This is a genomic window from Pseudoalteromonas sp. NCCP-2140, from assembly GCF_023708065.1.
Taxonomy (GTDB): domain Bacteria; phylum Pseudomonadota; class Gammaproteobacteria; order Enterobacterales; family Alteromonadaceae; genus Pseudoalteromonas.
Window position 1 is genome coordinate 18,081 of sequence record NZ_BRCZ01000003.1, and the last position, 26,288, is coordinate 44,368.

The 26,288-nt window shown below is 41.1% G+C and carries 25 protein-coding genes; 12 read left to right on the top strand and 13 right to left on the bottom strand.

Annotation, left to right across the window (positions count from 1 at the left end; genetic code table 11):
- Nucleotides 1-27: 27 nt before the first annotated feature.
- The gene (gene arcA, locus NFU46_RS06730) at nt 28-744 is read left to right on the top strand and encodes a two-component system response regulator ArcA (RefSeq protein ID WP_054551295.1); all 717 of its coding nucleotides are present in this window, start codon (nt 28-30) and stop codon (nt 742-744) included.
- Nucleotides 745-750: 6 nt separating this feature from the next.
- On the opposite strand, the gene arcB is transcribed toward arcA, so the two are convergent.
- Nucleotides 751-3,078, bottom strand: a complete 2,328-nt coding sequence (gene arcB, locus NFU46_RS06735; protein ID WP_251600785.1) for an aerobic respiration two-component sensor histidine kinase ArcB — start codon at nt 3,076-3,078, stop codon at nt 751-753.
- A gap of 173 nt (nt 3,079-3,251) precedes the next feature.
- On the opposite strand from arcB, the gene folE2 reads away from it, so the two are divergent.
- From folE2 to NFU46_RS06755, 4 genes are all read left to right on the top strand, one after another.
- Nucleotides 3,252-4,172: a GTP cyclohydrolase FolE2 gene (gene folE2, locus NFU46_RS06740; protein ID WP_175081115.1), complete on the top strand. Its 921-nt coding sequence runs from the start codon at nt 3,252-3,254 to the stop codon at nt 4,170-4,172.
- A gap of 81 nt (nt 4,173-4,253) precedes the next feature.
- Nucleotides 4,254-4,847 carry a DUF2726 domain-containing protein gene (locus NFU46_RS06745; protein ID WP_058585661.1) on the top strand — a complete coding sequence of 198 codons (594 nt, stop codon included), beginning with the start codon at nt 4,254-4,256 and terminating at the stop codon, nt 4,845-4,847.
- Nucleotides 4,848-4,950: 103 nt separating this feature from the next.
- On the top strand, nt 4,951-5,658 hold the full coding sequence (mtnN, locus tag NFU46_RS06750; protein ID WP_054551291.1) for a 5'-methylthioadenosine/S-adenosylhomocysteine nucleosidase: 708 nt from the start codon (nt 4,951-4,953) through the stop codon (nt 5,656-5,658).
- Between the two features lies 1 nt (nt 5,659).
- Nucleotides 5,660-6,610: a cobalamin biosynthesis protein gene (locus tag NFU46_RS06755; protein WP_251600788.1), complete on the top strand. Its 951-nt coding sequence runs from the start codon at nt 5,660-5,662 to the stop codon at nt 6,608-6,610.
- A gap of 58 nt (nt 6,611-6,668) precedes the next feature.
- Here the strand turns inward: NFU46_RS06755 and tyrS are convergent, their stop codons facing one another.
- A complete protein-coding gene (gene tyrS, locus NFU46_RS06760) occupies nt 6,669-7,868 on the bottom strand; it encodes a tyrosine--tRNA ligase (protein WP_054560777.1) in 1,200 nt (399 codons plus the stop codon).
- A gap of 398 nt (nt 7,869-8,266) precedes the next feature.
- Here tyrS and NFU46_RS06765 point away from each other — a divergent pair, with 398 nt between their 5' ends.
- Nucleotides 8,267-9,583, top strand: a complete 1,317-nt coding sequence (locus NFU46_RS06765; RefSeq protein ID WP_175081113.1) for a peptidoglycan DD-metalloendopeptidase family protein — start codon at nt 8,267-8,269, stop codon at nt 9,581-9,583.
- 416 nt (nt 9,584-9,999) lie between these two features.
- Here the strand turns inward: NFU46_RS06765 and NFU46_RS06770 are convergent, their stop codons facing one another.
- From NFU46_RS06770 to NFU46_RS06780, 3 genes are read right to left on the bottom strand one after another with little or no spacing between them, the layout of a single operon-like run.
- The gene (locus NFU46_RS06770) at nt 10,000-11,130 is read right to left on the bottom strand and encodes a sodium ion-translocating decarboxylase subunit beta (RefSeq protein ID WP_054560779.1); all 1,131 of its coding nucleotides are present in this window, start codon (nt 11,128-11,130) and stop codon (nt 10,000-10,002) included.
- Nucleotides 11,131-11,140: 10 nt separating this feature from the next.
- Complete coding sequence (oadA, locus tag NFU46_RS06775) at nt 11,141-12,913, bottom strand: sodium-extruding oxaloacetate decarboxylase subunit alpha (protein WP_251600791.1); 1,773 nt, start codon at nt 12,911-12,913, stop codon at nt 11,141-11,143.
- Nucleotides 12,914-12,928: 15 nt separating this feature from the next.
- Complete coding sequence (locus NFU46_RS06780) at nt 12,929-13,177, bottom strand: OadG family protein (protein ID WP_209328539.1); 249 nt, start codon at nt 13,175-13,177, stop codon at nt 12,929-12,931.
- Nucleotides 13,178-13,711: 534 nt separating this feature from the next.
- On the opposite strand from NFU46_RS06780, the gene NFU46_RS06785 reads away from it, so the two are divergent.
- Both NFU46_RS06785 and NFU46_RS06790 read left to right on the top strand, forming a co-directional pair.
- Entirely contained in the window at nt 13,712-13,885 is a 174-nt protein-coding gene (locus tag NFU46_RS06785; protein WP_064971747.1) for a DUF1328 domain-containing protein, read from the top strand.
- Nucleotides 13,886-13,936: 51 nt separating this feature from the next.
- Complete coding sequence (locus NFU46_RS06790; protein WP_054551284.1) at nt 13,937-14,128, top strand: hypothetical protein; 192 nt, start codon at nt 13,937-13,939, stop codon at nt 14,126-14,128.
- Nucleotides 14,129-14,878: 750 nt separating this feature from the next.
- Here the strand turns inward: NFU46_RS06790 and NFU46_RS06795 are convergent.
- Nucleotides 14,879-15,802 (bottom strand): hypothetical protein, encoded by a 924-nt coding sequence (locus tag NFU46_RS06795; RefSeq protein ID WP_251600792.1) that lies wholly within the window; start codon nt 15,800-15,802, stop codon nt 14,879-14,881.
- 124 nt (nt 15,803-15,926) lie between these two features.
- Between NFU46_RS06795 and NFU46_RS06800 the strand changes: the two genes are divergently transcribed.
- Nucleotides 15,927-16,394, top strand: coding sequence for a YcxB family protein (locus tag NFU46_RS06800; RefSeq protein WP_055022042.1), 468 nt, complete (start codon nt 15,927-15,929; stop codon nt 16,392-16,394).
- Between the two features lie 27 nt (nt 16,395-16,421).
- On the opposite strand, the gene csrA is transcribed toward NFU46_RS06800, so the two are convergent.
- The 7 genes from csrA to NFU46_RS06835 all read right to left on the bottom strand — a co-directional run bounded on the left by csrA (nt 16,422) and on the right by NFU46_RS06835 (nt 23,824).
- Nucleotides 16,422-16,613, bottom strand: coding sequence for a carbon storage regulator CsrA (gene csrA / locus NFU46_RS06805; RefSeq protein ID WP_036970495.1), 192 nt, complete (start codon nt 16,611-16,613; stop codon nt 16,422-16,424).
- 93 nt (nt 16,614-16,706) lie between these two features.
- Entirely contained in the window at nt 16,707-17,924 is a 1,218-nt protein-coding gene (locus NFU46_RS06810; RefSeq protein WP_054551281.1) for an aspartate kinase, read from the bottom strand.
- A 6-nt stretch (nt 17,925-17,930) separates the two neighbouring features.
- Entirely contained in the window at nt 17,931-20,531 is a 2,601-nt protein-coding gene (gene alaS, locus NFU46_RS06815) for an alanine--tRNA ligase (RefSeq protein WP_251600795.1), read from the bottom strand.
- Between the two features lie 17 nt (nt 20,532-20,548).
- Nucleotides 20,549-21,001: a regulatory protein RecX gene (locus NFU46_RS06820; RefSeq protein ID WP_054551279.1), complete on the bottom strand. Its 453-nt coding sequence runs from the start codon at nt 20,999-21,001 to the stop codon at nt 20,549-20,551.
- A complete protein-coding gene (locus tag NFU46_RS06825; RefSeq protein WP_251600797.1) occupies nt 21,001-21,795 on the bottom strand; it encodes a BPSS1780 family membrane protein in 795 nt (264 codons plus the stop codon). Before NFU46_RS06825 ends, NFU46_RS06820 begins: the two co-directional genes overlap by 1 nt.
- A gap of 78 nt (nt 21,796-21,873) precedes the next feature.
- Nucleotides 21,874-22,500, bottom strand: coding sequence for a GTP cyclohydrolase II (gene ribA / locus NFU46_RS06830; RefSeq protein WP_054551277.1), 627 nt, complete (start codon nt 22,498-22,500; stop codon nt 21,874-21,876).
- 394 nt (nt 22,501-22,894) lie between these two features.
- A complete protein-coding gene (locus tag NFU46_RS06835; RefSeq protein WP_251600800.1) occupies nt 22,895-23,824 on the bottom strand; it encodes a LysR family transcriptional regulator in 930 nt (309 codons plus the stop codon).
- A 97-nt stretch (nt 23,825-23,921) separates the two neighbouring features.
- Here NFU46_RS06835 and NFU46_RS06840 point away from each other — a divergent pair, with 97 nt between their 5' ends.
- The 3 genes from NFU46_RS06840 to NFU46_RS06850 are packed head-to-tail and all read left to right on the top strand — an operon-like array spanning nt 23,922 to nt 26,270.
- The gene (locus NFU46_RS06840; protein WP_251600803.1) at nt 23,922-24,377 is read left to right on the top strand and encodes a nuclear transport factor 2 family protein; all 456 of its coding nucleotides are present in this window, start codon (nt 23,922-23,924) and stop codon (nt 24,375-24,377) included.
- A 1-nt stretch (nt 24,378) separates the two neighbouring features.
- Nucleotides 24,379-25,341: a TIGR03571 family LLM class oxidoreductase gene (locus NFU46_RS06845; protein ID WP_251600805.1), complete on the top strand. Its 963-nt coding sequence runs from the start codon at nt 24,379-24,381 to the stop codon at nt 25,339-25,341.
- Nucleotides 25,338-26,270 carry a nuclear transport factor 2 family protein gene (locus NFU46_RS06850; protein ID WP_251600808.1) on the top strand — a complete coding sequence of 311 codons (933 nt, stop codon included), beginning with the start codon at nt 25,338-25,340 and terminating at the stop codon, nt 26,268-26,270. Before NFU46_RS06845 ends, NFU46_RS06850 begins: the two co-directional genes overlap by 4 nt.
- The last annotated feature ends 18 nt before the right edge of the window (nt 26,271-26,288 follow it).

A 26,288-nucleotide genomic window follows, 5' to 3' on the forward strand; every position in this document is an offset into this window, starting at 1 on the left:
TAAAATTTCCGAAAAGGTTAATATACAATGCAAACGCCAGTCATTCTGATCGTAGAGGATGAAGACGTAACTCGACTAAACCTCGTTAGTTTATTTGAAGCTGAAGGTTACAAAGTTATTGAAGCCATTGATGGCGATGATATGCATGACAAGCTTACAAATAATGATGATGTGAACCTTGTAGTTATGGACATCAACCTACCAGGTAAAAACGGGCTAATCTTAGCGCGTGAATTACGTCAAAAACGTAACGTTGGTTTAATTTTCTTAACAGGTCGTGACAACGACGTTGATCGCATTTTAGGTCTTGAAATTGGTGCTGATGATTACATCACAAAACCATTCAACCCTCGCGAATTAACTATTCGTGCTCGTAACCTTATTTCGCGCACAGCCCTAGGTGGCGAAGAAGCGAATATCGAAACAAATGGTGTTATCACATTTAACGGTTGGGAACTTGATGAAAACAGCCGTTGTTTAACATCTCCAAGCGGCGACGCTAAACGTTTACCTAAAGGTGAATACCGCGCGCTACGCTTAATGCTTGACTCACCGGGCCGTATCTTCAGCCGTGAGCAATTAATCAAGCACATGACTGGCCGTGAACTTCGCGCTAACGACCGTACTGTAGACGTAACAATTCGTCGTATCAGAAAACACTTTGAAAGCGATAACAGCACATCTGAGCTGATCAGCACCATCCATGGTGAAGGCTATCGTTTCATTGGTAAAATCGACAGCTAATTAGAATTAATCTTCTAACTGTTGTAAGAATAATTGGAGGGCGTCACGCCCTTCATTTATTTTCACTGCTAATTCATCAAGCCACTGTTGTAACTCTTCACTACTTTCTTCAAGCGCGCCATGTTCCATCTTCTTAGCATGTAACTGCACATCGTTTAAGCCTACAGAGCCAGCTGCACCTTTTAATTTATGTGCCACCGATTTGTACTCTTCTCTATCATCTGCCGCTAACGCATCTGCCAGCTCAGTTTGGTACTGAGGGTTTAACTTATTAAATAACTCACAGCTGCGATTAAATATAACTAGCCCCATTGAGCCTACAAAGTCTTCGATGGTTTCTATATCGAGCAGCTCAACGCGAATACCCGATAAATCTTTTTCAGTCACAGCTTTGATTGGCTCAGGCTGACAGTTTTGTTGCTGCTTAATATCAAATAACTCACCGAGCATTTTATCGAGTTTTGTGGTGTTGATAGGCTTAGCGAGTGCGCCTTGAATATTAATACCAGCAAGCTCTTCTTCGGCGCTACGCACGTTGGCAGTCAAGGCAACGATTGGTAAGTTATCAAAGTGTTCATCGTCACGAATTTGACGAGCAACTTCATCACCATTGATATCAGGTAATTGCATATCAAGTAAAACTAGGTCTAAGTCATCTTCTGTGTAGACAAACGACAGCGCATCCTCACCAGTTTCAGCCCAAATAACTTCGTGGCCACGCTGCTCAAGTAAGTTAGTAGCAATTTCAGCATTTAGCGGCACATCTTCCACTAAAAGAATGTTTAAACTGCGTACCGCATAACTTTGCTCAGTAGGCGCAATACAAAGCTTAAGCGGTATTTCAACAACAAAAACACTGCCCTCACCTTCAGTACTGCTGACATTAATTTCACCTTTCATTGCGCTAACAAGTGCTTTTGTTACCGCAAGGCCGATACCAGAGCCAATAGCATTGGTACCCTTGATATCTGGTGCTTTGTAGTACATGTCAAAAATACGATGCAGCTGCTCTTGTGGAATACCTTGCCCCGTGTCGCTCACACGCATCACTAACCACGGACCATCGGCACGATTCTCACGACGACATTCAAGCTCTACATGGCCTTGCTGAGTAAACTTAACGGCATTATTGATAAGGTTCCAAACAACTTGGCGTAAACGAGTCGGATCAAGAGATGCGTAAACATCCAGTGTGCCTTTACGTTTAATATTGAACTCAAGGCCTTTTTGTTCAGCAATTAAGCCTGCAAAATTCACTACGTCATTAATGAAGTCGGCCACATTGACTGAGTCAGCAACAATATCGAGCTGCTCACGGTCAATTTTATCCAAGTCGATAATATCGTTAAAAATATTGCCAAGTGTTTCAGCACTTGAAAACACCGTGTTACACCAACTACGTTGCTGTTTATCGAGTTCAGTATCAAGTAGCATGCGGGTTAAGCCCACAATACCGTTAAGCGGCGTTCTTAATTCATGGCTTAAAGTTGCAATGAATTTCCCTTTATCTTTATAAGCTGCTTCAAGGGCCTGAGCCGCCTCTTTACGACTGGTGATATCACGGCCAAAGGCAAGTAAACCTATGTACTCACCTTTTTCATTAATAAAAGGTAACTTACGCATTTCAAACCAGCGCTTTTCACCATCAACGGGGTATTCGACATCAAGCGTCAGAGCTTGGTGAGTTTGAGATACTTTTTTGTCGGTGCGCAGAACTTCTGGTAAATAATCACTTGGGTAGATTTCTTCGACACTTTTACCGATTAACTCATCGCTGCTTTTACCTATCACTTGTTCAAACATTTTATTACAGCCAGCAAATACACCATTGTTATCGCGGTAATAAAATAAATCGGGAGATGAGTCGACAATAGAGCGCAATAGCATGCCTTGTTGCGCAAGCTCTTGTTGAGTTTTTTTACGCTCGGCGATTTCGCGTCTAAGCTCTTCAATCGCTCTATGCTTGGCATGAAACGCCATTTTACGCTCATCAATCTCTTCGTTTAAGCGACTGATATTGTCTTTTAGCGTTTGGTTAAGCAGTTTTTCTTGTTTGGTTGCGCTATCTAGGTAGCTATAAGAAGCTTCTAATTGGCGAATTGAGTTAAGCAGTACAGTGATTAAAATCGGCGATACCACTGCGGTAAAAAACATCACCGCCAAAACATCAACTAAAGTCACCGTTCCAACTGCAACATAATAAAACATGCACGATAAGATCAGCGACATGACCAATAATAAGGCATAACAGGCGGCGGCAGTTTTAAACTCACCGTACTTAGAAATAAAGCTTGAGAGAGTGCGAGCCCACGGACTCAAAGAAGAATCAATCATATATAAAGCTTAGGCACATAATCGAAAAAAAACAGCATAGCTAATTTTATCACTATTCCTTTAGAAATATTCATATTGTGCGATAAACATAGAATTTTTTCATCAACGCCGCTTTTTTATATTTTTTCATGTAAAATACCGCGCTTTAATAATTGCAAAGAATGAGTATTACCATGCAAACCACAATGCCAGATATTGCTGATACGGCTCCCGCCTTACAAACAGGTAAATTAGACTGGGTTGGCATGGGCGAAATTGAACTTCCTTTCATTTTTGAAACTCGCAATATTGCCCCTGTAAATGTAATTGCCAAGGCACGCGCTTTTGTAAACTTGCATAAAGAAGACGCAAAAGGCATTCATATGTCGCGTTTATTTTTAGCCCTTGATACCTTATCAACCGAGCAGCAAGTTAATCCACAAACTCTTAAACAAGCACTTGATGCCTTTATTAGCAGCCATGATGATTTAAGTGACCAAGCACAAATCGAATTTAAATTTGAGCTACCTCTGCGTCGTAAATCTTTATTAAGTGGCAAAGTAGGTTGGAAAAACTACCCTGTTCATTTGATCGCTAAGATCAACCAAGGCACTGTAAGTTTTGAGTTAATGGTTGATGTTACTTACTCGTCAACATGCCCATGTTCAGCGGCTCTTGCTCGTCAATTAATTCAAAATGCCTTTAGCGAAAAATTTGCAGAGCAAAATCTTGATAAGCAAACTGTTTTAGAATGGCTAGGCACAACAGACGGCATTGTTGCTACACCACACTCACAGCGTTCAATTGCAAACGTGAAAGTAAAACTCGACAGCCAAATTGACAGTTTTGATGTAGTTGGCTTAATTGATGCTTTAGAAGCTGAGCTAAAAACGCCTGTACAAGCGGCAGTTAAACGTGAAGATGAGCAAGAGTTTGCCCGCTTAAATGGTCAAAACCTCATGTTCTGCGAAGATGCTGCTCGTAAAATTAAAGGCTTACTTGAACAGCAAAACTACGCAGATTACTGGCTGCAAATAAATCACTACGAATCACTTCATGCCCACGACGCAGTAGCTATCGCTGTTAAAGGGGTTACTGGCGGATACACAGCTTAAAAATTTCAGGTGACTCCACACACTTAGGCACGCTAATTGCTATTAATTTTCAGTGTCAATTTGTTGTTGTGGAGTTACCGTATGGAATTCGCTTTATTATCAATTTTAGTATTAGTCGTAGTAGCCTCTGTTGTTGCGTCAAAGTTTACCGATGAAGGCGGAAACCCTTATCCTTTCACTCGTAAGCAAACTGTTTTTACGCAAGTTGAGAGTGCTTTTTTACATCTTCTAGAACGTGCTGTAGGCGACCAATATAAAATCGTCAGCCGCGTTAAACTCATTGATTTAATCGACTGTAAGCAAGGCTTATCTATCAAAGCTAAGCGCGCTGCAATGGCTAAAGCCAAAAACAAACAGTTAGATTACGTGCTTATCGACAAAGACAAACTTACTATTGTTGCCGCTGTTGATTTAGTTAATAACACCAACCGCGACGGCCATAAAGCACAACGTGACTGGTTTGTTAGTGGCGCGTTAGAAGCAGCAGGCATCCCGCATATTCGCATGAAGGTAAAATCAGGTTATCAACCAAGAGAAGTACGTGATGCAATCATGTTTAAGCTTGGTAAACCTGCAGCAGCGCCTGCAAGACCTGCACGCAACCGCGTTACTAAACCAGCGGTATTATCACCATCACAAGCAAAAGCACACTCAACGGCGCTTGCAGAAATATAACCTGTCATAATATTGGCAAAAGCAGACTTTAAGGTCTGCTTTTTTGTTTGTTTCAGGCATTTTTAGGTATAATCATCCTATTCAATCTAAGGAATCAAATATTATGCACGTTGGTATTATTGGCGCGATGGAGCCAGAAGTAAAAATCTTACGCGAAGCAATGGTAAACCCAAGCATCATGACTAAAGCTGGTTTTACCTTTTACACCGGTGAGCTAGCGGGTAACACAGTTACTTTAGTTCAATCTGGTATTGGTAAAGTAGCTTCTGCAGTAGCAACTACACTACTAATCGACAACTTCAGCCCAGATTGTGTGATCAACACAGGTTCTGCAGGTGGTTTTGAGCCATCGCTAAATGTAGGTGATGTCGTTATTTCTTCAGAAGTTCGTCACCACGATGTAGACGTAACTGCATTCGGTTACGAAATCGGCCAAGTACCACAAATGCCAGCTGGCTTTGCTGCGCACCCTAAACTGATTGAAGCGGCAGAGCAAAGCGTAAGTCAAATCAGCGATGTTAAAACCATGATTGGCCTAATTTGTACTGGTGATTCATTCATGTGTGACCCGGTACGAATTGAAAAAACACGTGCTGAATTCCCAACTATGCTTGCAGTAGAAATGGAAGGTGCAGCAATTGCACAAGCTTGTCATGTGCTAGAAACACCATTTGTTGTTATTCGTTCAATGTCTGACATTGCTGGCAAAGAGTCGCCGCAATCATTTGAAGAGTATATCGAAACTGCATCTATCAACTCATCTAAAATGGTTGTTGCTCTTTTAGAGAAACTGACGTCGGTGAGTTTATAAGGTGATTGCAAATATTGTTCAAAACCATTTGGACATTATTGTATTTTTTGTAGCGCTCTTAGCAGAGCGCTTCTTTCCTTTGGTTAGTTGGTATCACCCTAATACCTTTTTAACCGTTATTTTCTCTGCGCTTAGCGAGCGTTTATACAACCCAACGAACCCCAAAAGCTATCAATATTTAGCCTCAACCCTAGCTTTTACTCTCACCATTTTAGTGATAGTGACATTGATTGTGCTGTTTTTAGAGTTTGCTTTTTACCCTGAGCTATTAAATGGCTTAATTTTATATTTGTTACTCAGTAGCCGCGCTCAAGAGAAGAAGTCATTACGTATTGCCAGATTACTCAAGCTCAATCAAAAAGCGACTGCAAGAGAGCTACTAGCTAGCCTCGTTGCCCGTGATGTATCACGTTTATCAGCCCCAGGCATTTGCAAAGCAACCATGGAGTCACTGGTGCTTCAAAGTGCGCGGCATTATTTTGCCGTTATATTCTTTTATCTACTTGGCGGCGCTATCCTTGCTTTGGTTTATCGCTTACTCACATTAATTCATCAGGCATGGCGAAAAAACCAAAAACCCAACAACCCGTTTTTGGCTCCCATTGCTAAATTACTATTTGTATTGGAGTGGTTACCCACGCGATTAGTTGCATTAACGATTGCAGCAACTAATGCCAGTAAACAATGTATTCATTATATAAAACACTATGGCAGACACTTTTATCAAACCAATACAGGATGGCTGTTAAGTGTTACATCGGCTGCTTTGCAAGTACAGTTAGGCGGCCCTGCCCTTTACCAAGGTGAGCGCTTTAATAAAATGCGTGTTGGGACCGATCGCCTACCAGATGCCGATGATATTCCTGCTTTAGTGAATCGCTTAAATCAAGCGAAAGCATTTTGGTTACTACTGATAGTCGGGATTGAAGTAATTAGCCTATTCACAAACTAATCAAAATATAGGCACAAAAAAACCAGCCGCAGCTGGTTTTTTATACCAATTAGCTTTATTAAGCTAAGGTGATTTTAGCAAACTTACGTTTACCTACTTGGTAAATCTGTGTTGTGCCTTTAGCAACTTCAAGCTTAGTATCCGTTACTTTCTCTTCACCATTAATCTTTACAGCACCTTGTTTAATCATACGCATTGCTTCTGACGTACTAGCTACAAGGTTAGCTTCTTTTAATAGATTAGTAATAAACACAGTGTCTTCAGCAATTGTTACTGTCACTTCTGGGATCTCATCTGGTAATGCATTCTTTTGGAAACGCTTGATGAAATCTTGATGAGCACCTTCGGCTGCTTCTTCACTGTGAAAACGTGCAATCATTTCTTTTGCAAGCTCAATCTTGATGTCGCGCGGGTTTGCACCATCAGCAACACGTTGCTTAAGCGCTGCAATTTCTTCGATTGATAAAGCACTTAATAAGTCATAGTAACGCCACATTAGATCATCGCTGATAGACATTACTTTACCAAACATGTCGTTTGGCTCATCAGTAATACCAATGTAATTACCTAATGACTTAGACATTTTCTGAACGCCATCAGTACCTTCAAGCAGTGGCATCATAAGTACTGTTTGTGGCTTTTGACCTTCGTCTTTTTGTAATTCACGACCCATTAATAGGTTAAAGCGTTGATCTGTACCGCCAAGCTCAACATCAGCTTCTAATGCAACTGAGTCCCAACCTTGTACCAGTGGATATAAAAATTCGTGGATAGCAATCGATTGACCGTTGGCATAACGCTTTTTAAAGTCATCACGTTCTAGCATACGTGCTACTGTTTGACGCGCAGCCAGTTTAATCATACCTGCTGCACCTAAGTTCTCCATCCAAGCAGAGTTGAATGCAACAGTTGTTTTAGCAGGATCAAGAATTTTAAATACTTGCTCTTTATAGGTTTCAGCATTAGCTAAAACATCTTCACGAGTTAACGGTTTACGCGTTACGTTTTTACCCGTTGGATCACCAATCATACCGGTGAAGTCACCGATTAAGAAAATCACTTCATGACCTAGGTCTTGGAAGGTTTTCATTTTGTTGATAAGAACTGTATGACCTAAATGCAGATCAGGCGCAGTTGGATCGAAACCCGCTTTGATCTTAAGTTTCTTACCAGACTTTAGCTTTTCGACTAATTCGTCTTCAATTAATATCTCTTCTGCACCGCGTTTTATCTCAGCTAGAGCGGTTTGTAAATCCACTGTGTATTACTCCAAAAATTCAGCTACCGGGGCGTGGTGGCCTGTCAGGGTTATAAATATAGAGCTAAAAACTTTAAAATTTAGCTAGTTAGCACCAAAAAGCGACACTAGAAAAAAGCCTAACTTAAATAGTTTAAGAAACAGCCCTGAAGGCAGCGCGCATGATTGTTCTTTATACCGCGTTATTGCAATTTAATGAAGGGACTTTAGTTAACTAATGTAGATTTAGTTTAACCATAGACATCTGCTGCAATTTTAAACAAAAAAGTTTAACGCGCTGAGCAATTCTAGCGTAAAATAGCGCCAGTTTAAATCTACAAAACACTGGTATTTGCTCTATTTTAGGTATATCCTGCGATATTAGTATTTAAATTTCTTGACAGCAGAAAAGGCACGATATGGTTCACGTAGTGCACAAACTTCCCAAAAAACACAAACTGCTTATTCTCGGTTTGGTTTCTGCTATTGTCGGCTTGGCGTTATTGCCTTCTGAAAAAGCCACCGCATCAAAGGATAATAGTGCAAACGCACTTGAAATTGGCAAACGCTACGAATTACAAGTTAAAGTTGATGATAACGAAAAACTAACTGAGCTTAATTCACAGCAAGCAGCAGCAAAACTTCCAGAATACGAGCTTATCGACCATGAAGTACGAAATGGCGATAATTTAGCACTTATTTTTAAACGTGCGGGCTTCTCAGCGCAAACATTACACAAACTTGTCAATACCAACGCAGAAACTCGTAAATTAACAAAAATTCACCCAGGCGAAATCTTAAGCTTTGCAACAGCTGAAGATGGTTCTCTAGCTCAGCTACGTTATGTGATCTCAAAAACAGATACCTTATACGTTACATTAAATGACGAAGGTAACTACGACACTTCTATCGATAGCAAAGAAATCGAAACGCTAAGTAAATCGGCTGGCGGTGAGATATCTAATAGCTTTTGGACGTCAGGCATTGCAGCAGGTTTAAGCGAGCGTCAAATTATGAATTTTGCTGACATCTTCGGTTGGGATGTCGACTTTGCTAATGACATTCGTAAAGGTGATCAATTTGGTCTTATTTACGAGTCTCACTATGTAGATGGTGAGTATATTGGTGATGGTAAAATTATTGCCGCAGAATTTATTAACCAAGGTGAGCGTTACACCGCTATTCGCCATACTGATGGTAACTTCTACACGCCTGAAGGCCGTAGCATGAAAAAAGCCTTCTTACGCGCACCTGTTAACTTTAAGTATATTAGTTCGAGCTTTAACCCGCGTCGTTTACACCCAGTGACCAAAACGGTAAAACCACATAACGGTATTGATTACGCAGCGCGTACAGGTACGCCAGTTGTATCATCGGGTAATGGTAAAGTGATTAAAGCAGGCTACAGTAAATACAACGGTAATTATGTATTTATTAGCCATGGCACACAGTATGTGACTAAGTACTTACACTTAAACAAAAAGATGGTTAGAACTGGTCAGAAAGTGAAACAAGGCCAGAAGATTGGTACCGTAGGTGCGACAGGTCGTGTAACGGGCCCTCACTTACACTATGAATTCTTAGTAAACGGTGTTCACCGTAACCCTAAAACGGTCAAACTACCTAAATCAGAGCCTCTACCGCGCGATGAGTTAGCTAAGTTTAAACCGATTGCTGATAACTTCTTAGCTCAATTACAGCGTAACCGTGAGTTACAATTAGCATTAAATAAGTAGTTAAGTAAACATGTAAAAGCCGCTTCAATTTTGAAGCGGCTTTTTTGTACCAAATAAATCCGGCTAAAACTATTATAGACTTTACTAAAACGAGTACAGAAGGCACTGCGGGTTAATACAATTACTACCTTAAAAGAACATAGATAAGTTGAATAATTAGCGAAATCATCACCAGTGGCCAAATATACTTTGCATACTTTGTAGCGCCATCAAGCCCCATTTTAGACTGATACTTTTCAAGTAGCGGTATTAAAATAACCAAAGTAACAAAAAGGCATAATAAGATAATAAAAACATTCATGGCGGCTTCCTTACACAACTATCATTTAACTGCAATTTCTTTAGGGTGACCCTAGTCTATAGGCAAAAAAAAGCGCAGTAAAATTACTGCGCCAGTCGGTTGGAAGTAAATCGACTTAGCCAACAATCGCTAACAAAATACCTGCTGCAACGGCACTTCCTAATACCCCTGCTACGTTTGGTCCCATGGCATGCATTAACAAGAAGTTATGCGGGTTGCTCTCAAGGCCTACCTTATTAACCACACGTGCTGCCATTGGTACCGCTGACACACCGGCTGCACCTACTAATGGGTTGATTGGCGATTTAGAGATCTTATTAAGACCTTTTGCCATAAACACCCCTGAAGCTGTACCGATTGCAAAGGCTAAAGCACCTAACACCAAAATACCGATTGTTTCTACGGTTAAGAACTTATCGGCTGCAAGCTTTGAGCCTACCGCTAAGCCTAAGAAAATGGTGGTAATGTTGATGATTTCGTTTTGTGCACTATTGCTTAAACGATCAACCACGCCCGATTCACGCATCAAGTTACCTAAGCAGAACATACCTACCAGCGGTGTTGCCGCAGGTAAAAACAAGATAGTTAAACTAAGCACCATTAATGGAAAAACAATTTTCTCTTTTTTCGATACTGTACGAAGTTGCGGCATTTGAATTTCGCGCTCTTCTTGCGTTGTTAGTGCGCGCATAATTGGCGGCTGAATAATTGGCACAAGTGCCATGTATGAATAAGCCGCTACTGCGATTGCACCAAGTAAATCAGGTGCCAACTTAGATGCTAAGAAAATAGCTGTTGGACCATCTGCCCCACCAATAATAGCGATGGCCGATGCATCCTGTAGCGAAAATTCAAAGCCAGGAATAAAGTTAAGTAGAATTGCACCAAATAAAGTAGCAAAAATACCAAACTGCGCAGCCGCGCCCAACAGCAACATACGCGGATTTGCTATCAGGGCACTAAAGTCTGTGAGTGCACCCACGCCCATAAAGATCAAAAGTGGGAATACCCCAGAGTCAATCCCGATATGGTACACGTAATATAAAAGACCACCCGGCTCAGATAACCCAGCAACTGGGATATTAGTTAAAATAGCCCCAAAGCCGATAGGTAATAACAACAGTGGCTCAAAGTTACGGGCGATTGCTAAATAGAGTAACAAGCAACCAACCGCAATCATGATCAATGCCGGAAAAGTAAAGTTAGCAATACCCGTGGCATGCCAGAGGTTTAAAACACCATCCATCCTCTGTCTCCTATGCCAGTGCGATTAGCGCATCGCCAGTGGCAACAGAGTCGCCTTCTGCTACTAATACTTCAGCTATTGTGCCTGAGTGTGCAGCGCGAACTTCTGTTTCCATTTTCATCGCTTCCATAATGATAACCACATCACCTTCATTTACTGTTTGGCCAGCTTTTACCTTCACTTTGAAAATATTGCCTGCTAACGGCGCGTTTAAGGTTTCGCTAACAGACGCTGAAGCTGACTGAGGAATTAACTCACTGTCTTTTAGGGTTACTTCTTTGAGCTCACCACCTTGGGCTACGACCACATCGTAAACTTTGCCATCAACTTTAACGCTGTATTGCTCTGCTTTTGCAGGGCTTGTAGAGGCTGGCTTAGCTTCTGACTTAGCGACTTCACCCGTTGGAATTGCTTCAAACGCATCAGGGTTGTTACGGTTTTTAATAAACTTAAGGCCGATTTGAGGGAATAATGCGTAAGTAAGCACATCATCAATCACGTCATCAGCAAGCTCTAAACCTTGCTCTTTAGCTTCACTTAATAACTCTGCTTCAAGCTTCTCAAGTTCAGGTTCAAGCTTATCAGCAGGACGGCACGTAATTGCTTCAGCCCCCTCTAGTACACGCTCTTGTAGCTCTTTATTCATTGGCGCCGGTGTTGCACCATACTCGCCTTTGAGTACACCCGCAGTTTCTTTAGTGATGGTTTTATAACGCTCGCCAGTCAACACATTAAGTACCGCTTGAGTACCTACAATTTGCGACGTTGGTGTAACTAGAGGAATGTAACCTAAGTCTTCACGTACACGCGGGATCTCAAGTAATACTTGATCAAGCTTATCAGCAGCACCTTGTTCTTTAAGCTGATTTTCCATGTTAGTTAACATACCGCCAGGTACTTGGGCTAATAAGATACGACCATCAACACCTTTAAGGCTGCCTTCAAATGCAGCGTATTTCTTACGTACATCACGGAAATAAGCGGCAATTTCTTCTAACTCATTTAAATTAAGGCCGGTGTCACGCTCTGTGCCTTCTACGATTGAAACAATAGTTTCTGTGGCACTATGACCATAGGTCATACTCATTGACGAAATCGCCGTATCAAGCATATCGATACCCGCATCGATTGCTTTTTGGTAAGTTGCAGTACTTAAACCTGTCGTCGCGTGGCATTGCATCGCAATAGGAATAGATACAGTTTCTTTTAAGCCTTTGATCAACTGTTCGCAATCATATGGCTTTAATAAACCCGCCATATCTTTGATACAAATTGAATGACAACCAAGATCTTCTAGTTGTTTTGCAAGTTCAAGCCACATATCAAGCGTATGGACTGGGCTTACTGTGTACGAAATAGTACCTTGGGCATGAGCACCTACTTTAACTGCAGCTTTAATGGCTGTTTCAAGGTTACGCACATCGTTCATCGCATCGAAAATACGGAAAACATCAACACCGTTTTTGTGGGCACGCTCAACAAACTTTTCGACTACATCATCAGCATAATGACGGTAACCTAGAAGATTCTGTCCGCGTAGTAGCATTTGTTGCTTAGTGTTTGGCATTGCCGCTTTTAGCTCGCGAATACGTTGCCAAGGATCTTCACCTAAATAACGGATACACGAGTCAAACGTCGCACCACCCCATGATTCAATTGACCAATAACCCGCATTATCGAGTTTTTCTGCCATGGGTAGCATGTCGTCTAAGCGCATACGCGTTGCCAAAAGAGACTGGTGTGCGTCACGCAATACTAATTCGGTTAATTTTAATTTAGCCATGTTTAAGCTGCCCCGTTATTTTTGTTTATTTCGAAATTGAGCAATTGCAGCGCTGATTGCTGCAATATGTGCCTGTGGCACACCCTGTTGAGGTTGAATTTTTGCTGTACGCGTAGGTTCTGCAGTTGCAGGATCATCAAATCGACCCACCAGCTTTGACATTAAAGTGACTGCTGAAATCAAAATAGTCAGAAAAACAAACACGCCTACCATGCCTGTCACCATCAAACTGGCCGCAGTGGTGAGTAATCCACCTATATCCATACGACTCCCCTCGCTTACTTAAAATAAAAAGTTATTTTTGTTAAATAATTATGCACCAATAATAACAAACAAAATTCATTTGTATAGCACCATTGTAAATTGGTAAAACCAATTAAATTTAAAATAACATGACGCACATATAATTAACACCCCACTATTAGCGCATTTAAAGCCCCGTTATAGATGATATAAATAGTCAATATAGCCAGACGTTATATGTTCAGCTATTAATCAACCATAGAAAAATACCTAAAAACCACGCACAACAAGGTGTTAGAGCTATCCACTAAAAATAAAGTTAAATTGGTCTTACCAATAACAGTAGCGATTCTCTTTTTCTTCATTCAGCTCAATATGAAAAAATATCACTATGAATAAGTTACATGCTTACTCGTAAAAGTTACCAAATGATGAACCCTATAAAGAACGACAAAAACACATAACCCATTGAAATATATAAGATAAAACTTCTGGCACAGAACTCGCTTCAGTTACATCGAACTTAAGAAAATTTAAATAGCCAAGGAGACCACTATGTTACGCTGGACAATTACTTTTTTAGTTATCGCGTTAATCGCAGCAGTGTTAGGTTTTGGCGGTATCGCAGGAGCCGCTGCAGGCATCGCTAAGATTATCTTTTTTATATTTTTAGTATTACTAGTTATTTCGCTGGTATCAGGAGCACTTAGAGGCAGTGTCCCTAAGTAGTTAAAAGCAGATAACCACTTACTTTATTTTAAATTTACAAGGAATTTCATTATGAAAAATTCAACTTTAAAAGCCGCTACTATCGCCCTATTTTCAGGTTTATTCATCATGGGTTGTGAAGACAACTCTGCTGAAGACGCAGGTGAGCGTATTGATGAAGCAATTACTGATACACAAAATGCAGTTGAAGATGCATGTGAAGAAGTAAAAGAAGGTGTTAACGCAGAAGAAACAAACTGCTAATAACACCTTACTTAAGAAAAGCGGCCAAGTGCCGCTTTTTTGTGTATGCAAGTTAGCAAGTTAGCAAGTTAGCAAGTTAGCAAGTTAGCAAGTTAGCAAGTTAGCAAGTTAGCAAGTTAGCAAGTTAGCAAGTTAGCAAGTTAGCAAGTTAGCAAGTTAGCAAGTTAGCAACTCTAGGATGCCTGCTGCTTGTGTCAAGGAGCTCGCAACTTTACTCTTTCTCCCTAGAAACCCGTTAACTTGTTGGGTTTCGCTCCGCTCTACCCTACGTCACGTAGGTCGTCATTTATGGCGACACATAACCGCTAACATTGACGGGCTAAAGCCCGACCTACGACTTAAACGTAGATTTAAGAAACATCGCGCGAAATAAATTTCACGCCTACGTGGGGTTAAACCGCTGCTACATCATGCTCGCAACTTTACTCTTTACCCTAGAAGCTCGCTAACTTGTTGGGTTTATCTGAAAGCTGATAGCTATGAGTGCGTTGGGTTTCGCTCCGCTCTAACCTACGTCACGTAGGTCGTCATTTATGGCGACACATGTTTTCATTCATACGTGACGGGCTAAAGCCCGACTTACAGCCGCATTAATTCAGGGAATCGCGCGAAATAAATTTCACGCCTACGCGAGCCTCAAGCTTGCTAATTTACTCTTTCCTCTAGAAACTCGCTAACTTGTTGGGTTAATCTGAAAGCTGATAGCTATGAGTGCGTTGGGTTTCGCTCCGCTCTACCCAACCTACGTTATTACTCACAAGACGTTGTAAGAGGCTCGTTTGTCGTTACACTCGCTATATGCCACTGGCCGTCGATAAAACTCACCTTTGCGACATCGCTTACAGCAAAGTCGCCTGGTACATTTAACCGCGTTAAGTTACTCGCTAATTGCTGCTGGCAATATGGGCCGGTATCGCCATGCATTACTAGTACAGGCTTATTGGTGTGCTTTGCGAAGTCGCTGATGGCATCTCGGTATATTTTAAATGCATCACAATTAGAACGTTGTGATTCACTGCAAGTGGGTTTACTGGTCGGGTGGTAAATATCAGCCTGAAAACCAAATACATAGGCCTTAGCATCTTGCTGAACAAGTGCTTGTTTTAACCAAATTAAGTTGTACTTATCACGCTTGTCGGCGTCATCAAGTGCTGCGTTTTTGTCACTTTTTAAAATTTGTGAGCGACCATTAAAAGTGCCCGGTATATGCAAAGTGCGAAACTCAATACCATCAAACTGCCAGCGGGCATTTTCTAGCATTTCAGCTTGGGTTGCATAACCCTGAAGTTGCTGTGCTTTTTTTGTATAATCATCGTCAAACATCAAGCCTTTAACAAAGCTTAGCCGTTCAAGCTCATCAAAGCGCACCGATAGCTTTTCTCGGTCGCAATCGGTCCATTCATTATCACCGGGGGTATAAATAAAAGGCTGTGTGGTCAACGACGTCAATAACGCTTTATTAGTTTGCAAAAGCTTATTCGTGCAAGCAAGCGCTCCTGATTTCATATCACCAAGGTGCATTAAAAAGCCATGAGGTGTTGCTGCGATTGCCTTGGTAATTTTTCCGTCTTTGGCGAGATTGATTTCATCAATCGGGGTGTATGGCATATCGCCCATAACTAAAAAAGTATTTGTGGTCATTGCAAGTGCTAATGACATTGAACTAACAAACATACAACTTACACCTTTAAAATACGCATACCTTAAGCTCTCACAATGACAACTAAATGAAAACCAACTACAGAAGATTTTTTCTATCAATGTTAAACTGCCGCCAGCAAATTAAGTGAGCCTACGAATGACATTAAGTACAACTTACAAATTAGATAAACCGTATTATTACGAATGCTTTGATGAGTCTTTACCTTATTCATCACAAGCTAAGCCTAAATACCCGCTATTGGTGTTATTAATAACCTTAGGCTTATTAGCTTTTTATCAATTAGATAATCATTATTTAGGCAGCTTTATGATTATGCTTGCCGTGGTTGAGTGCTTATCTTTTTATTACAAGCGTCCATGGTGGGTCGCAAGACAAATGATGAGTCGTGCATCGGGTAGCGAAGTGACTGTCGTATTTGATGATGAAGGCGTTAAAGCCGAAAACCCGCATAAAAGCTACCAATTAAGCTGGCAACAAATTAGTGAGATTATTGAAACTGAGCGAGGTTATATTTTAAAGGCTCAGCGCGGTATGCAATATATTTCTAAACAAGCGCTAAATGATGAAATGACGGCCGAACTAAATAAAAGAGCCACTCAGTGAGTAGCTCTTAAAAATATCTGTCGCTGATTAAACGTTGCCCGGATTTGGGTTAGATTTCTCTGCTTGAATTCGCATGTAGATTTCTTCACGATGTACTGATACATCTTTAGGTGCATTTACACCAATGCGAACTTGATTTCCTTTAACACCAAGAACAGTAACTGTTACTTCGTCACCGATCATAAGGGTTTCACCTACTCTACGAGTTAGTATTAGCATTCTCTTGCTCCCATGTTCCAAAAAATTAAAAGATTCCGCGTCAAAAACATTCTAATGAAATATAGACTTAAAAGTAAGTAAAAACTCTAGATCTTATTCATTTTCAGTTAAAAAAACTTTGTGTAGCGCACGTACAGCCAGTTCTAAATACTTTTCGTCAATTAAAACTGATATCTTTATTTCTGATGTCGATACAAGCATCACTTTGATGTTTTCATCAGCAAGGGCATTAAAAAATAAACTTGCCACACCAGAGTGAGATTTCATCCCTACACCTACTGCAGACACCTTGGCAACATTGCTGATCCCTTTAATAGATTCTGCGCTGATACCATCTTGGTTACTGGTCAAAATTTCAAGCGCTTGCTCAAAATCATTTGTGTGCACAGTAAAAGCATAGTCTATTTTTTCAAAGTTATGATTAACTTGATTAATCATATCTATTTCGATGCCGAATTCTGCAAAAAGTTTCAAAATTTTTGCAAGGTTTTCCGTTCCTTGGTGCACACCATTAACGTAAATCAGACTTTCGTCACGATTAAAGGCGATACCCGACACAATGTTTGCTTGCACATCCGGCTCCTCAAAACTGATCAAGGTCCCTTGATCCGGGTTAAAACTCGATAACACTCTGAGCGGTATATTATATTTTCCTGCGGCTTCAACACTACGAATATGTAGCACCTTAGCCCCAAGGCTGGCCATTTCGAGCATTTCTTCGAAAGTGACATGGCTCATACGTCGTGCATTTGGTTCAATACGCGGGTCGGTGGTATATACCCCATCAACATCGGTGTAAATTTGACATTCATCGGCATTGATAGCACCTGCAATCTCAACCGCAGAGGTATCTGTTCCACCGCGACCAAGCGTAGTGATATTGCCTTCAATATCACGGCCCTGAAAGCCCGCTATAATGGCAATACGGTTATGCTCAAGTTCATGCTTAAGACGAGTCGCAGCAATCTCTTCAATACGCGCTTTACCAAACATGTTATCGGTGCGAATGTTGACCTGATCAGCAAGTAAGCTTACCGCTGAGTGACCACGTTTAATAATAGCCATTGCCAGCAGAGAGACTGACACCTGCTCACCGGTGGTTAGCAATACATCAAGCTCACGAGCACTAGGGCGAGAATCGATTTGTTTAGCGAGTTCAATTAGACGGTTAGTTTCTCCCGACATAGCCGAGAGTACCACCACAACTTGATGGCCTTGTTGCTTGGTTTTTACAACAAGGTCGGCGACGGCCTCAATTCGCTCTATTGAGCCAACTGAGGTGCCACCGAATTTTTGGACGATAAGTGCCACTAGTAGTTAAGAACGCTCAGATAACCAACCAGTTACACTTTCTAAGGCTGCAACTAGGTTCTCTGGCTGAGTACCACCTGCTTGTGCCATATCAGGACGACCACCGCCCTTACCGCCTACTTGTGCAGCCATGTGATTTACAAGCTCACCGGCTTTCACTTTACCTGTTAGGTCTTTAGTTACACCTGCAATTAGGCTTACTTTATCGCCATTAGCTACGCCAAGGGCAATAACACCTGAGCCAATCTTCGTTTTCAGGTCATCAACCATGCCGCGTAGTGCTTTAGACTCAGTACCTGCAACATCAGCAACCAGTAGCTTAATACCGTTCACTTCAACAACAGAGTCAAGTAACGATGCACCTGCCGCACTTGCTAGCTTGTCGTTAAGCTGTGCAATTTGCTTCTCAAGGCCTTTTGATTTCTCAAGTAACGCCGTTACTTTTTCAAGTACTGTGCTGCTATCACCTTTAACTAGTGCTGCAACATCATTTAGTTGTTGCTCTTGCTCACTTACATAAGCAACCGCTTCAGCACCCGTTACCGCTTCAATACGGCGGATACCGGCTGCGATACCGCTTTCTGATACGATTTTAAATAAACCAATATCACCTGCACGCTTAACGTGAGTACCACCACATAGCTCGATTGAGTAATCACCAATGGTTACTACGCGAACTTCGTCGTCGTATTTTTCACCGAATAATGCCATTGCACCTTTTGCTTTAGCATCTTCGATAGCCATTAACTCAGTTTCAAGAGCAAAGTTACGACGGATTTCATCGTTCACTGCGCGCTCGATTTGGCGTAATTCGTCTTTTGTTACCGCTTCAAAGTGAGAGAAGTCAAAACGTAAACGCTCAGGGTCAACAAGTGAACCTTTTTGATTTACGTGCTCACCTAAAATTTGACGTAACGTTTCATGTAAAATGTGTGTTGCAGTATGGTTTTTCTTAATGCTATCGCGACGTGCTGCATCAATCGTAGCCTCTGCTTTATCGTTTGTACCTATACGGCCTTGTACACGACCATGGTGTGCAAATGCATTACCAAGTTTCGTGGTGTTAGTCACTACAAACTCACCGCCAGCAACTTTTAACACACCCGTGTCACCAACCTGACCACCTGATTCAGCGTAGAACGGTGTACGGTCTAAGATTGCGATACCTTCTTGACCATCTTCAAGTACTGAAACCGATTGACCTTCAGAGAAAAGCTCAACCACAGTACCTGTGTAATGTTCTGCATCGTAACCTTTAAAGTCTGTGTGTTTTTCAGACTTAAGTTGTTGGTTGTAATCAGCACCAAACTTACCAGCTTGCTGTGCTTGCTTACGCTGAACAGCCATACACTCTTGGAAGCCGTGCTCATCAATCGTCATGAAACGCTCACGCGCCACGTCTGCCGTTAAGTCTGCTGGGAAACCGTAAGTATCGTAAAGTTTGAATACTAAGTCACCTGGGATCACATCACCTTCGATGTCAGTTAGGCTTTCTTCTAAAATAGCCAGACCACGCTCAAGTGTTTTACCAAACTGTTCTTCTTCGATACGCAGTACTTTTTCAATAATTTCTTGTTGCTTAGCAAGCTCTGGGTACGCTTGACCCATTTGCTCAATTAGTGCAGCAACTAGCTTGTAGAAGAATGCACCTTTCGCGCCTAGCTTGTTACCATGACGAACGGCACGACGAATAATACGACGTAGTACATAACCACGGCCTTCGTTTGATGGCATAACGCCGTCAGATACTAAGAACGCACACGAACGAATGTGGTCAGCCACAACGCGTAACGATTTATCATCTAAATCTTGTGCGTTTGTTACTTTAGCCGCTGCTGCAATTAGAGCTTGGAATAAATCGATTTCGTAGTTTGAGTGCACGCCTTGTAAAATTGCAGAGATACGCTCAAGACCCATACCTGTATCAACAGACTGCTTAGGAAGCGGCTCCATTGTACCGTCGGCATGGCGGTTATACTGCATAAATACTAGGTTCCAGATCTCGATGAAACGGTCACCGTCTTCTTCAGGTGAACCTGGAGGACCACCCCAAATTTCTTCACCGTGATCGTAAAAGATTTCAGAACATGGACCACAAGGACCTGTATCACCCATTGACCAGAAGTTATCGCTGGTTGCAATGCGAATAATACGGTCTTCACTTAGACCCACTTCTTTGTGCCAAATGTTGAAGGCTTCTTCATCATCGTGATAAATGGTAACAAGTAGCTTTTCTTGAGGTAGTTTTACAACATCAGTTAAAAACTCCCAAGCAAACTTGATTGCGTCTTGCTTGAAGTAATCACCAAAGCTGAAGTTACCTAACATTTCGAAGAATGTATGGTGACGAGCAGTGTAACCTACGTTTTCAAGGTCGTTATGTTTACCACCGGCACGCACACAACGTTGTGAGCTGGTTGCACGTGAATAAGGGCGGCTTTCCGCACCTAAAAATACATCTTTAAATTGCACCATACCGGCGTTATTGAATAATAACGTGGCATCGTTACCCGGGATCAGCGAGCTTGAAGGAACAATTTGGTGTTGTTTAGAGGCAAAAAAGTCTAAGAACTGTTGCCTGATCTGTGCGGTAGTCATATGCTGCATGTGAAAATCTCACCCGTTTATTGCTGTGCTTGCATTGCAAAATCAATTTGTTCGTAATTAAAGCCTCGATACATCAAGTAGCGTACACGTTTCGCTCTTTCTTTCTGGTCGAGTTCTTTACCTGAATTTGAAAACTTCTTTAAATATGCGTCCTTTGCGAGTTCGAACCAATCGACTTCGAACTCCTCGAGCGTCTTATCTAATAGTGCTCGGTCTATCCCTTTTGCCATTGCTTCGCTCTGAATGCGTTTTACACCATGATACTTAGCTAAATGGCGGCGTACAAACCCTTCGCAATAGCGCTGTTCGTTAATAAAGTTGTGTGATTCACACCAATCTAACAAGCGCTCTGTGAACTCGGGCGTCGCCTCTTTTTGCTGTAACTTTCGCGTTAAATCCCGACGCGAATAATCTTGTCGAGACAATAACCAAAGTACGTAATTTTTTAACTTTTGTTCTTTATCATCCATTACGCGTCAAAGCGTCCTGATTGTGACGGCGCTTCAGGTGCTTTTGTTTGGTCATCACCTTTTGGCACAACCGGCATAAAAATAGCCTGAAAAGACACGAAGAAGCTAATGTAACAAATTGGCATTAAAACCAATAGTGGAATAAACGATAAAGGAATACAGATCACCATTAAAACAGCGCAAATTAGGCCATAAACACTCAATGGCGCCATATTATGGTAAAACACCATGAATGAGGTTTTTAAAACCTGAAACATATTGCTTTGTTTTTGAAAATAAACCAAAGGCACTGCATAGGCAAAAGCGGTTAAATACACACAGATCGCCAATAGAAATACCGCAACTTGCCCCATTGAAATGGTTGCCAATAAGTCTGCTATATGTGATTGGTTTTGTGGATCGAAAGTCTGACTCGAAATAACTGCGTAGGCATCTGCAAAAATGAAATTAGACAGTAAGGCTAATAAAATACCTGCCGCCATCTGATACACGGCGACGCGCACTAAACCTATACGGTTTCCTTTATTACTAAATGGCTTAAAAATATCAGCTTGGCTGACAGTCCCGCCTTGCTGCTTAGTTAACACAGCTTGATAAAAACCTGCCATCAAAAACGGGGTTACAAATGCACCAACAACTTGCAGTAAAGGTAGCAGCAATGCCAAAAAGCTAATTATCACGATTAGCAGATGCATTAAAATAAAAGTCAAAGGTTGCAGCTTAAAGATTTCCCATCCAGCTTTAAACCATTTAACGCCTGCATCAGCTTTAAAAATACGTACTTCGATCGACATAGTTTCTCATTCAATAACGACAAAACGCACCGAGTATAACTGGGTGCGCTACTTGTTTATAGTCACCTGTAGTGAAATTTACTCAGGCTTTTTAATTTTTTTAATATCAAGCATGTGCGAGCCATGTTTGATTTTCGTTTCGAGGTAAGCTCGGTTACCTACCACACCCGCTTTAATGTGCGCATGAGTGCCAACCACTGAATCAACTTCAATACCTGCATCACGCAGTGCTTTAAGCTTATTAGGGTTGTTAGTCATTAGCTTAACGTGCTTTTGATTGAGTGCTTCAAGCATTAATACCGCGTCTGAAAAATCACGTAAATCATCAGCAAAACCCAAGTGGTTATTCGCTTCGTACGTATTCATGCCTTGCGACTGTAATACGTAAGCATCAATTTTATTGTATAAACCAATGCCACGCCCCTCTTGGCGTAAATACAGTAAAATACCGCCTTGTTGGTGCATCATCTCGATACACTCATTTAATTGCTCACCACAATCACAACGTGATGAATGGAATACATCGCCCGTTAAACACTCTGAATGCATACGAATTAAAGGGACATCTTGCTCTGTGTCAGCTTGATTAAACACTAAAGCAACATGTTCTTGGCCATCATTTAAGCCACTGAAAGATACGATTTCTGCAGGGATATCACTGTTTTTGCCAACATTCAGCTGGACTCTTGCTCTTACTTGCGCCACGACAAATCCAAATTAAAAAATAAATGCGATACTGCAAATGTGATTACAACAGCTTGAAGGTTGTAAGGATGCAACATACGACGAGTGATAACTAATATTGAGGCAGTTACCAGCAATTCAAGTATTATACACTTAAACGTCCCCAAGATACGAGCTTTGCGCCACGCATAAGTGGCGCTATCAAAACACTCTAAAGCACTACTTTTTACAGCTAGTCCATTGAATTACAATAAATTACTCAATAAACCTTTGCAGATATTCGAAAAAATAGATTAGTTTAATCTCAATAAACCGCTAAGCCTTTATCAACCACCTATCAAAATAATAAAAATAACAGTGTAATGATGAGCCTCAGCGCTGATTAATAACGTACTAAAAGCGCTAGATAAAACAATTATGAAGAATAACCAAATAGTGATGCTTGAAGCTTAAACTGCTCTGCTAATTCATCAATTATAACCCTTTGACTAAGCTTTAAATATCTTGAGCGTGGCCAAACAACATTGATTGGCATAACCGCACCTGAAAAGGTATCTAAAACACAAGTTAGCCTATTACTATCTAGCTGCTCTTGAATAAGCCAAGTAGGTAATTGTGCAACACCTAAACCATTAAGTGCGGCATCAAGCATCGCGTCTCCATCACTGAGCATATATCTGGCATTGATTAGCTGGTTAAATAACTGCTTTTTACTATCTTTGAACAACCATGTTGGCTGCGAAGAGCGCTTACTGCCAATAATACAATCATGAGTGAGCAAATCCGCAGGAGTATCTGGCACACCATGTTGGTCAAAATAATCTTGACTACCACACACTGTTAATTTTTGATAACCCAACAATTTTGCTACCAGATCGGCATCATCTTCTAATGTGCCGATACGTACCACCAAATCAACATTTTCATTTATTAAATTGATACGACTTTCACTAAAGTGAACCGCAAGCTCTAGTTTAGGATACTTGTTTGCTAATTTAGAAAGTATTGGCATTACATACTTACGGCCGAATGCCGCAGGTAAGTGAAGCTTTACTTGCCCTGAAACATTATGGCTACCGGCAGTGACCGCTTGCTCTAGGCTATCTATTTCAGCCAGTATTTTTACCCAGCCTTCAAAATAATGCTGCCCTTCTGGGGTTGCCATAATTTTACGCGTTGTTCGATGCAGTAGCTTTGTACCTAACTTACTTTCAAGCCTAGTAACAGTTTTACCAACAGCGGAGCCTGTTAAACCTAACCGATTACCAGCTGCTGTGAATGTACCCATGCGTAGTGTTTCAACAAACTCTCGGATACCAAAGAAAGGGCTATCTTCTGGCTTCATTATGGAATCTCAGGACAGAATAAATGGAATATTAGCTAGGTTATCATTTAAAAAGAAGATAATAAAATAGTGTTCACTTATTCAGCAATAGAGAAACATGATGAGCGAACGCAAACTTCTCGATTTACTCGAAAAAGAAGAGATCCGAACTCTTCGATTAAACTACAGTCAGCTTTTAGACTCTGGTCAAATTCATAAAATGGAAGAAGTATTTACTAGCAACGCACGAGTCGAAGTAACAGTGGGAGCAATGAATGGAATTGAACAGATAAAGCAAGGATTAAAAAATGCTTATGATGAATTCGATACTCACAATAGAAAGCACTTCCCTTTTGTTCATGCCGTAATGAACCATCAAATAGTACTAACAGATAAAACGACAGCACAGGGTGAGTGCTATCTAATTGACTTTGTTACAAGTAGAGAGCAAAGCGAATCTCCGCTTTTATTAGTAGGCCGATACTTAGACCGCTATGAAAAAGTCGACGGTCAATGGCGCATTAGCCACTCTAAACTTGATGTTGTGTGGCCAGCGAATTCGGGAGATCAGTAACATGAATAATCTACCAACTAGCTTTACAAATGTATTTGCCGACAACAAATTAACGCTGGGATTGCTCACTCCCCTTGAAGCTTACCCTAGCAGCCCTTTCCCTACCCTCAATGCTGATATAGCAACGGCTAAGCAGGCTGAACAAGCAGGTATTGCCAGTATTTGGTTTAGGGATGTGCCTTTTTATGATCCTAATTTTGGTGATGCTGCGCAGATGCTTGATCCATTCACTTACGCAGGTTTCATTGCTGCACATACAAATACAATTACTTTAGGCACCGCAGGGGCAGTTTTACCATTACGCGATCCTATCATGGTTGCCAAACAAGCAGCCTCAGTTGATCATCTAAGTAATGGTCGTTTTGTGTTAGGAGTTTCAACCGGAGATAGGCCAGTTGAATACCCGGCTTTTGGTGTCGATTTTAACGCGCGTGCTGAGCGCTACAGAGAGTCAGTTGAAATTATCAAAACATTACACCAACAAAGTTTTCCTAAACACCTTAGCCAACATTACGGCGAGCTTGATGGTTCACTTGACCTTTATCCAAAACCAGTAAACCAGCAAATACCCGTTATGGCCGTTGGTCGTTCTAGGCAATCATTTGAGTGGTTGGCTAATAATGTTAATGCTTGGATTTGGGCTGTTGATAATGAACAAGCCATCAGTGAAATCATTAACAACCTATCAATTGCAAGCAATAGCAACACAAGCCCACATTACGGCTATGCGACATTTTTTGATTTAGATAAAAACCCAGATGCCCCGTATCAGCGTTTTTATAATGTTGTACGAATTGGTCGAAATGCCCTTATTGAGCGACTGTTAAAACACAGAGAGCTTGGCGTAAAACACATTGCGCTAAACTTAAAACCTTCTCGAAGGGCTGCCCAAGATGTAATTGATGAATTGGGTAGCTTTGTTATTCCTGCTCTTGAAAAAGAGCAAAGAGAGCCAGCTGTATGAGTACTCAAGAACAGCTCGAAAACTTAATATCTCAGTTTAAAGATAGCTGGTTACACTCGGATAAGCACTCGTTAGCAAAGCTGTTTAGCTCTGATATCGTTTTCAAAAGCCATCACCATGGTTCTGTAAATGGGCAAAAGCATGTATCAACAACCTTAAGTGAAGATTTCAAAAACTATGCAACGAATGCTGAATTTACAAATACGTTTACTGCACACCAAAAAGATTTTGCTGCAGCAAGCAGCTACGCTTATGTAGATGTAAATCATGGGCAAAAACGCTTTTTATGTGGTTGTACGTTTATTTTTCATTTCGTTTATGAAAACCAGCAATGGCTTATTAACCACATTAAATTTCAGGTTAACTGGAATAAAGGACAACAATCCTTGCTTCCTAACTGGAACATGCTTCCTGGAGTTCATGGCTGGCAGCTAGTTGATGGTGCACCAACAATAGTAAGTGAATTACACTCTCCATGGGCATTAATTCGCAAGTTTAAAGCTGCAGAGCCAAAGCAAGCCCTCATTGATCTTTATAACAAGTATGCATTTGCTGTTGATAACTGTGATATTAATTTACTTATTGATTGCTACAGCCAAAATATACAAGGCAGCTTTCCTCCTTTAGGTGATTTATCTGGTAGAGAAAGTGTTATAGGGAGTTTAAAAAACTTTAGACTGCTTGCGCCATTTTGGCAGCACTTTGCAGAGTTGGTCAAAATGGAGATTAGCCAAGATAAAAAAACAGCTCGATTTATCATTGCCCGAATCATTCCCGAAAACCCCGTGAATGATAGCAATCAAAAAATCTATGCAGCTCACTATCAGTTAGCAGCAAGATTAGAGTCAGATAATTGTTGGCGACTTTACGAATCGCATTACATACCGGGTTGGTTTGATGAACAGAATTTGCCTGAGTTTATAATCTAAAAATAAAGCGCTCAATGT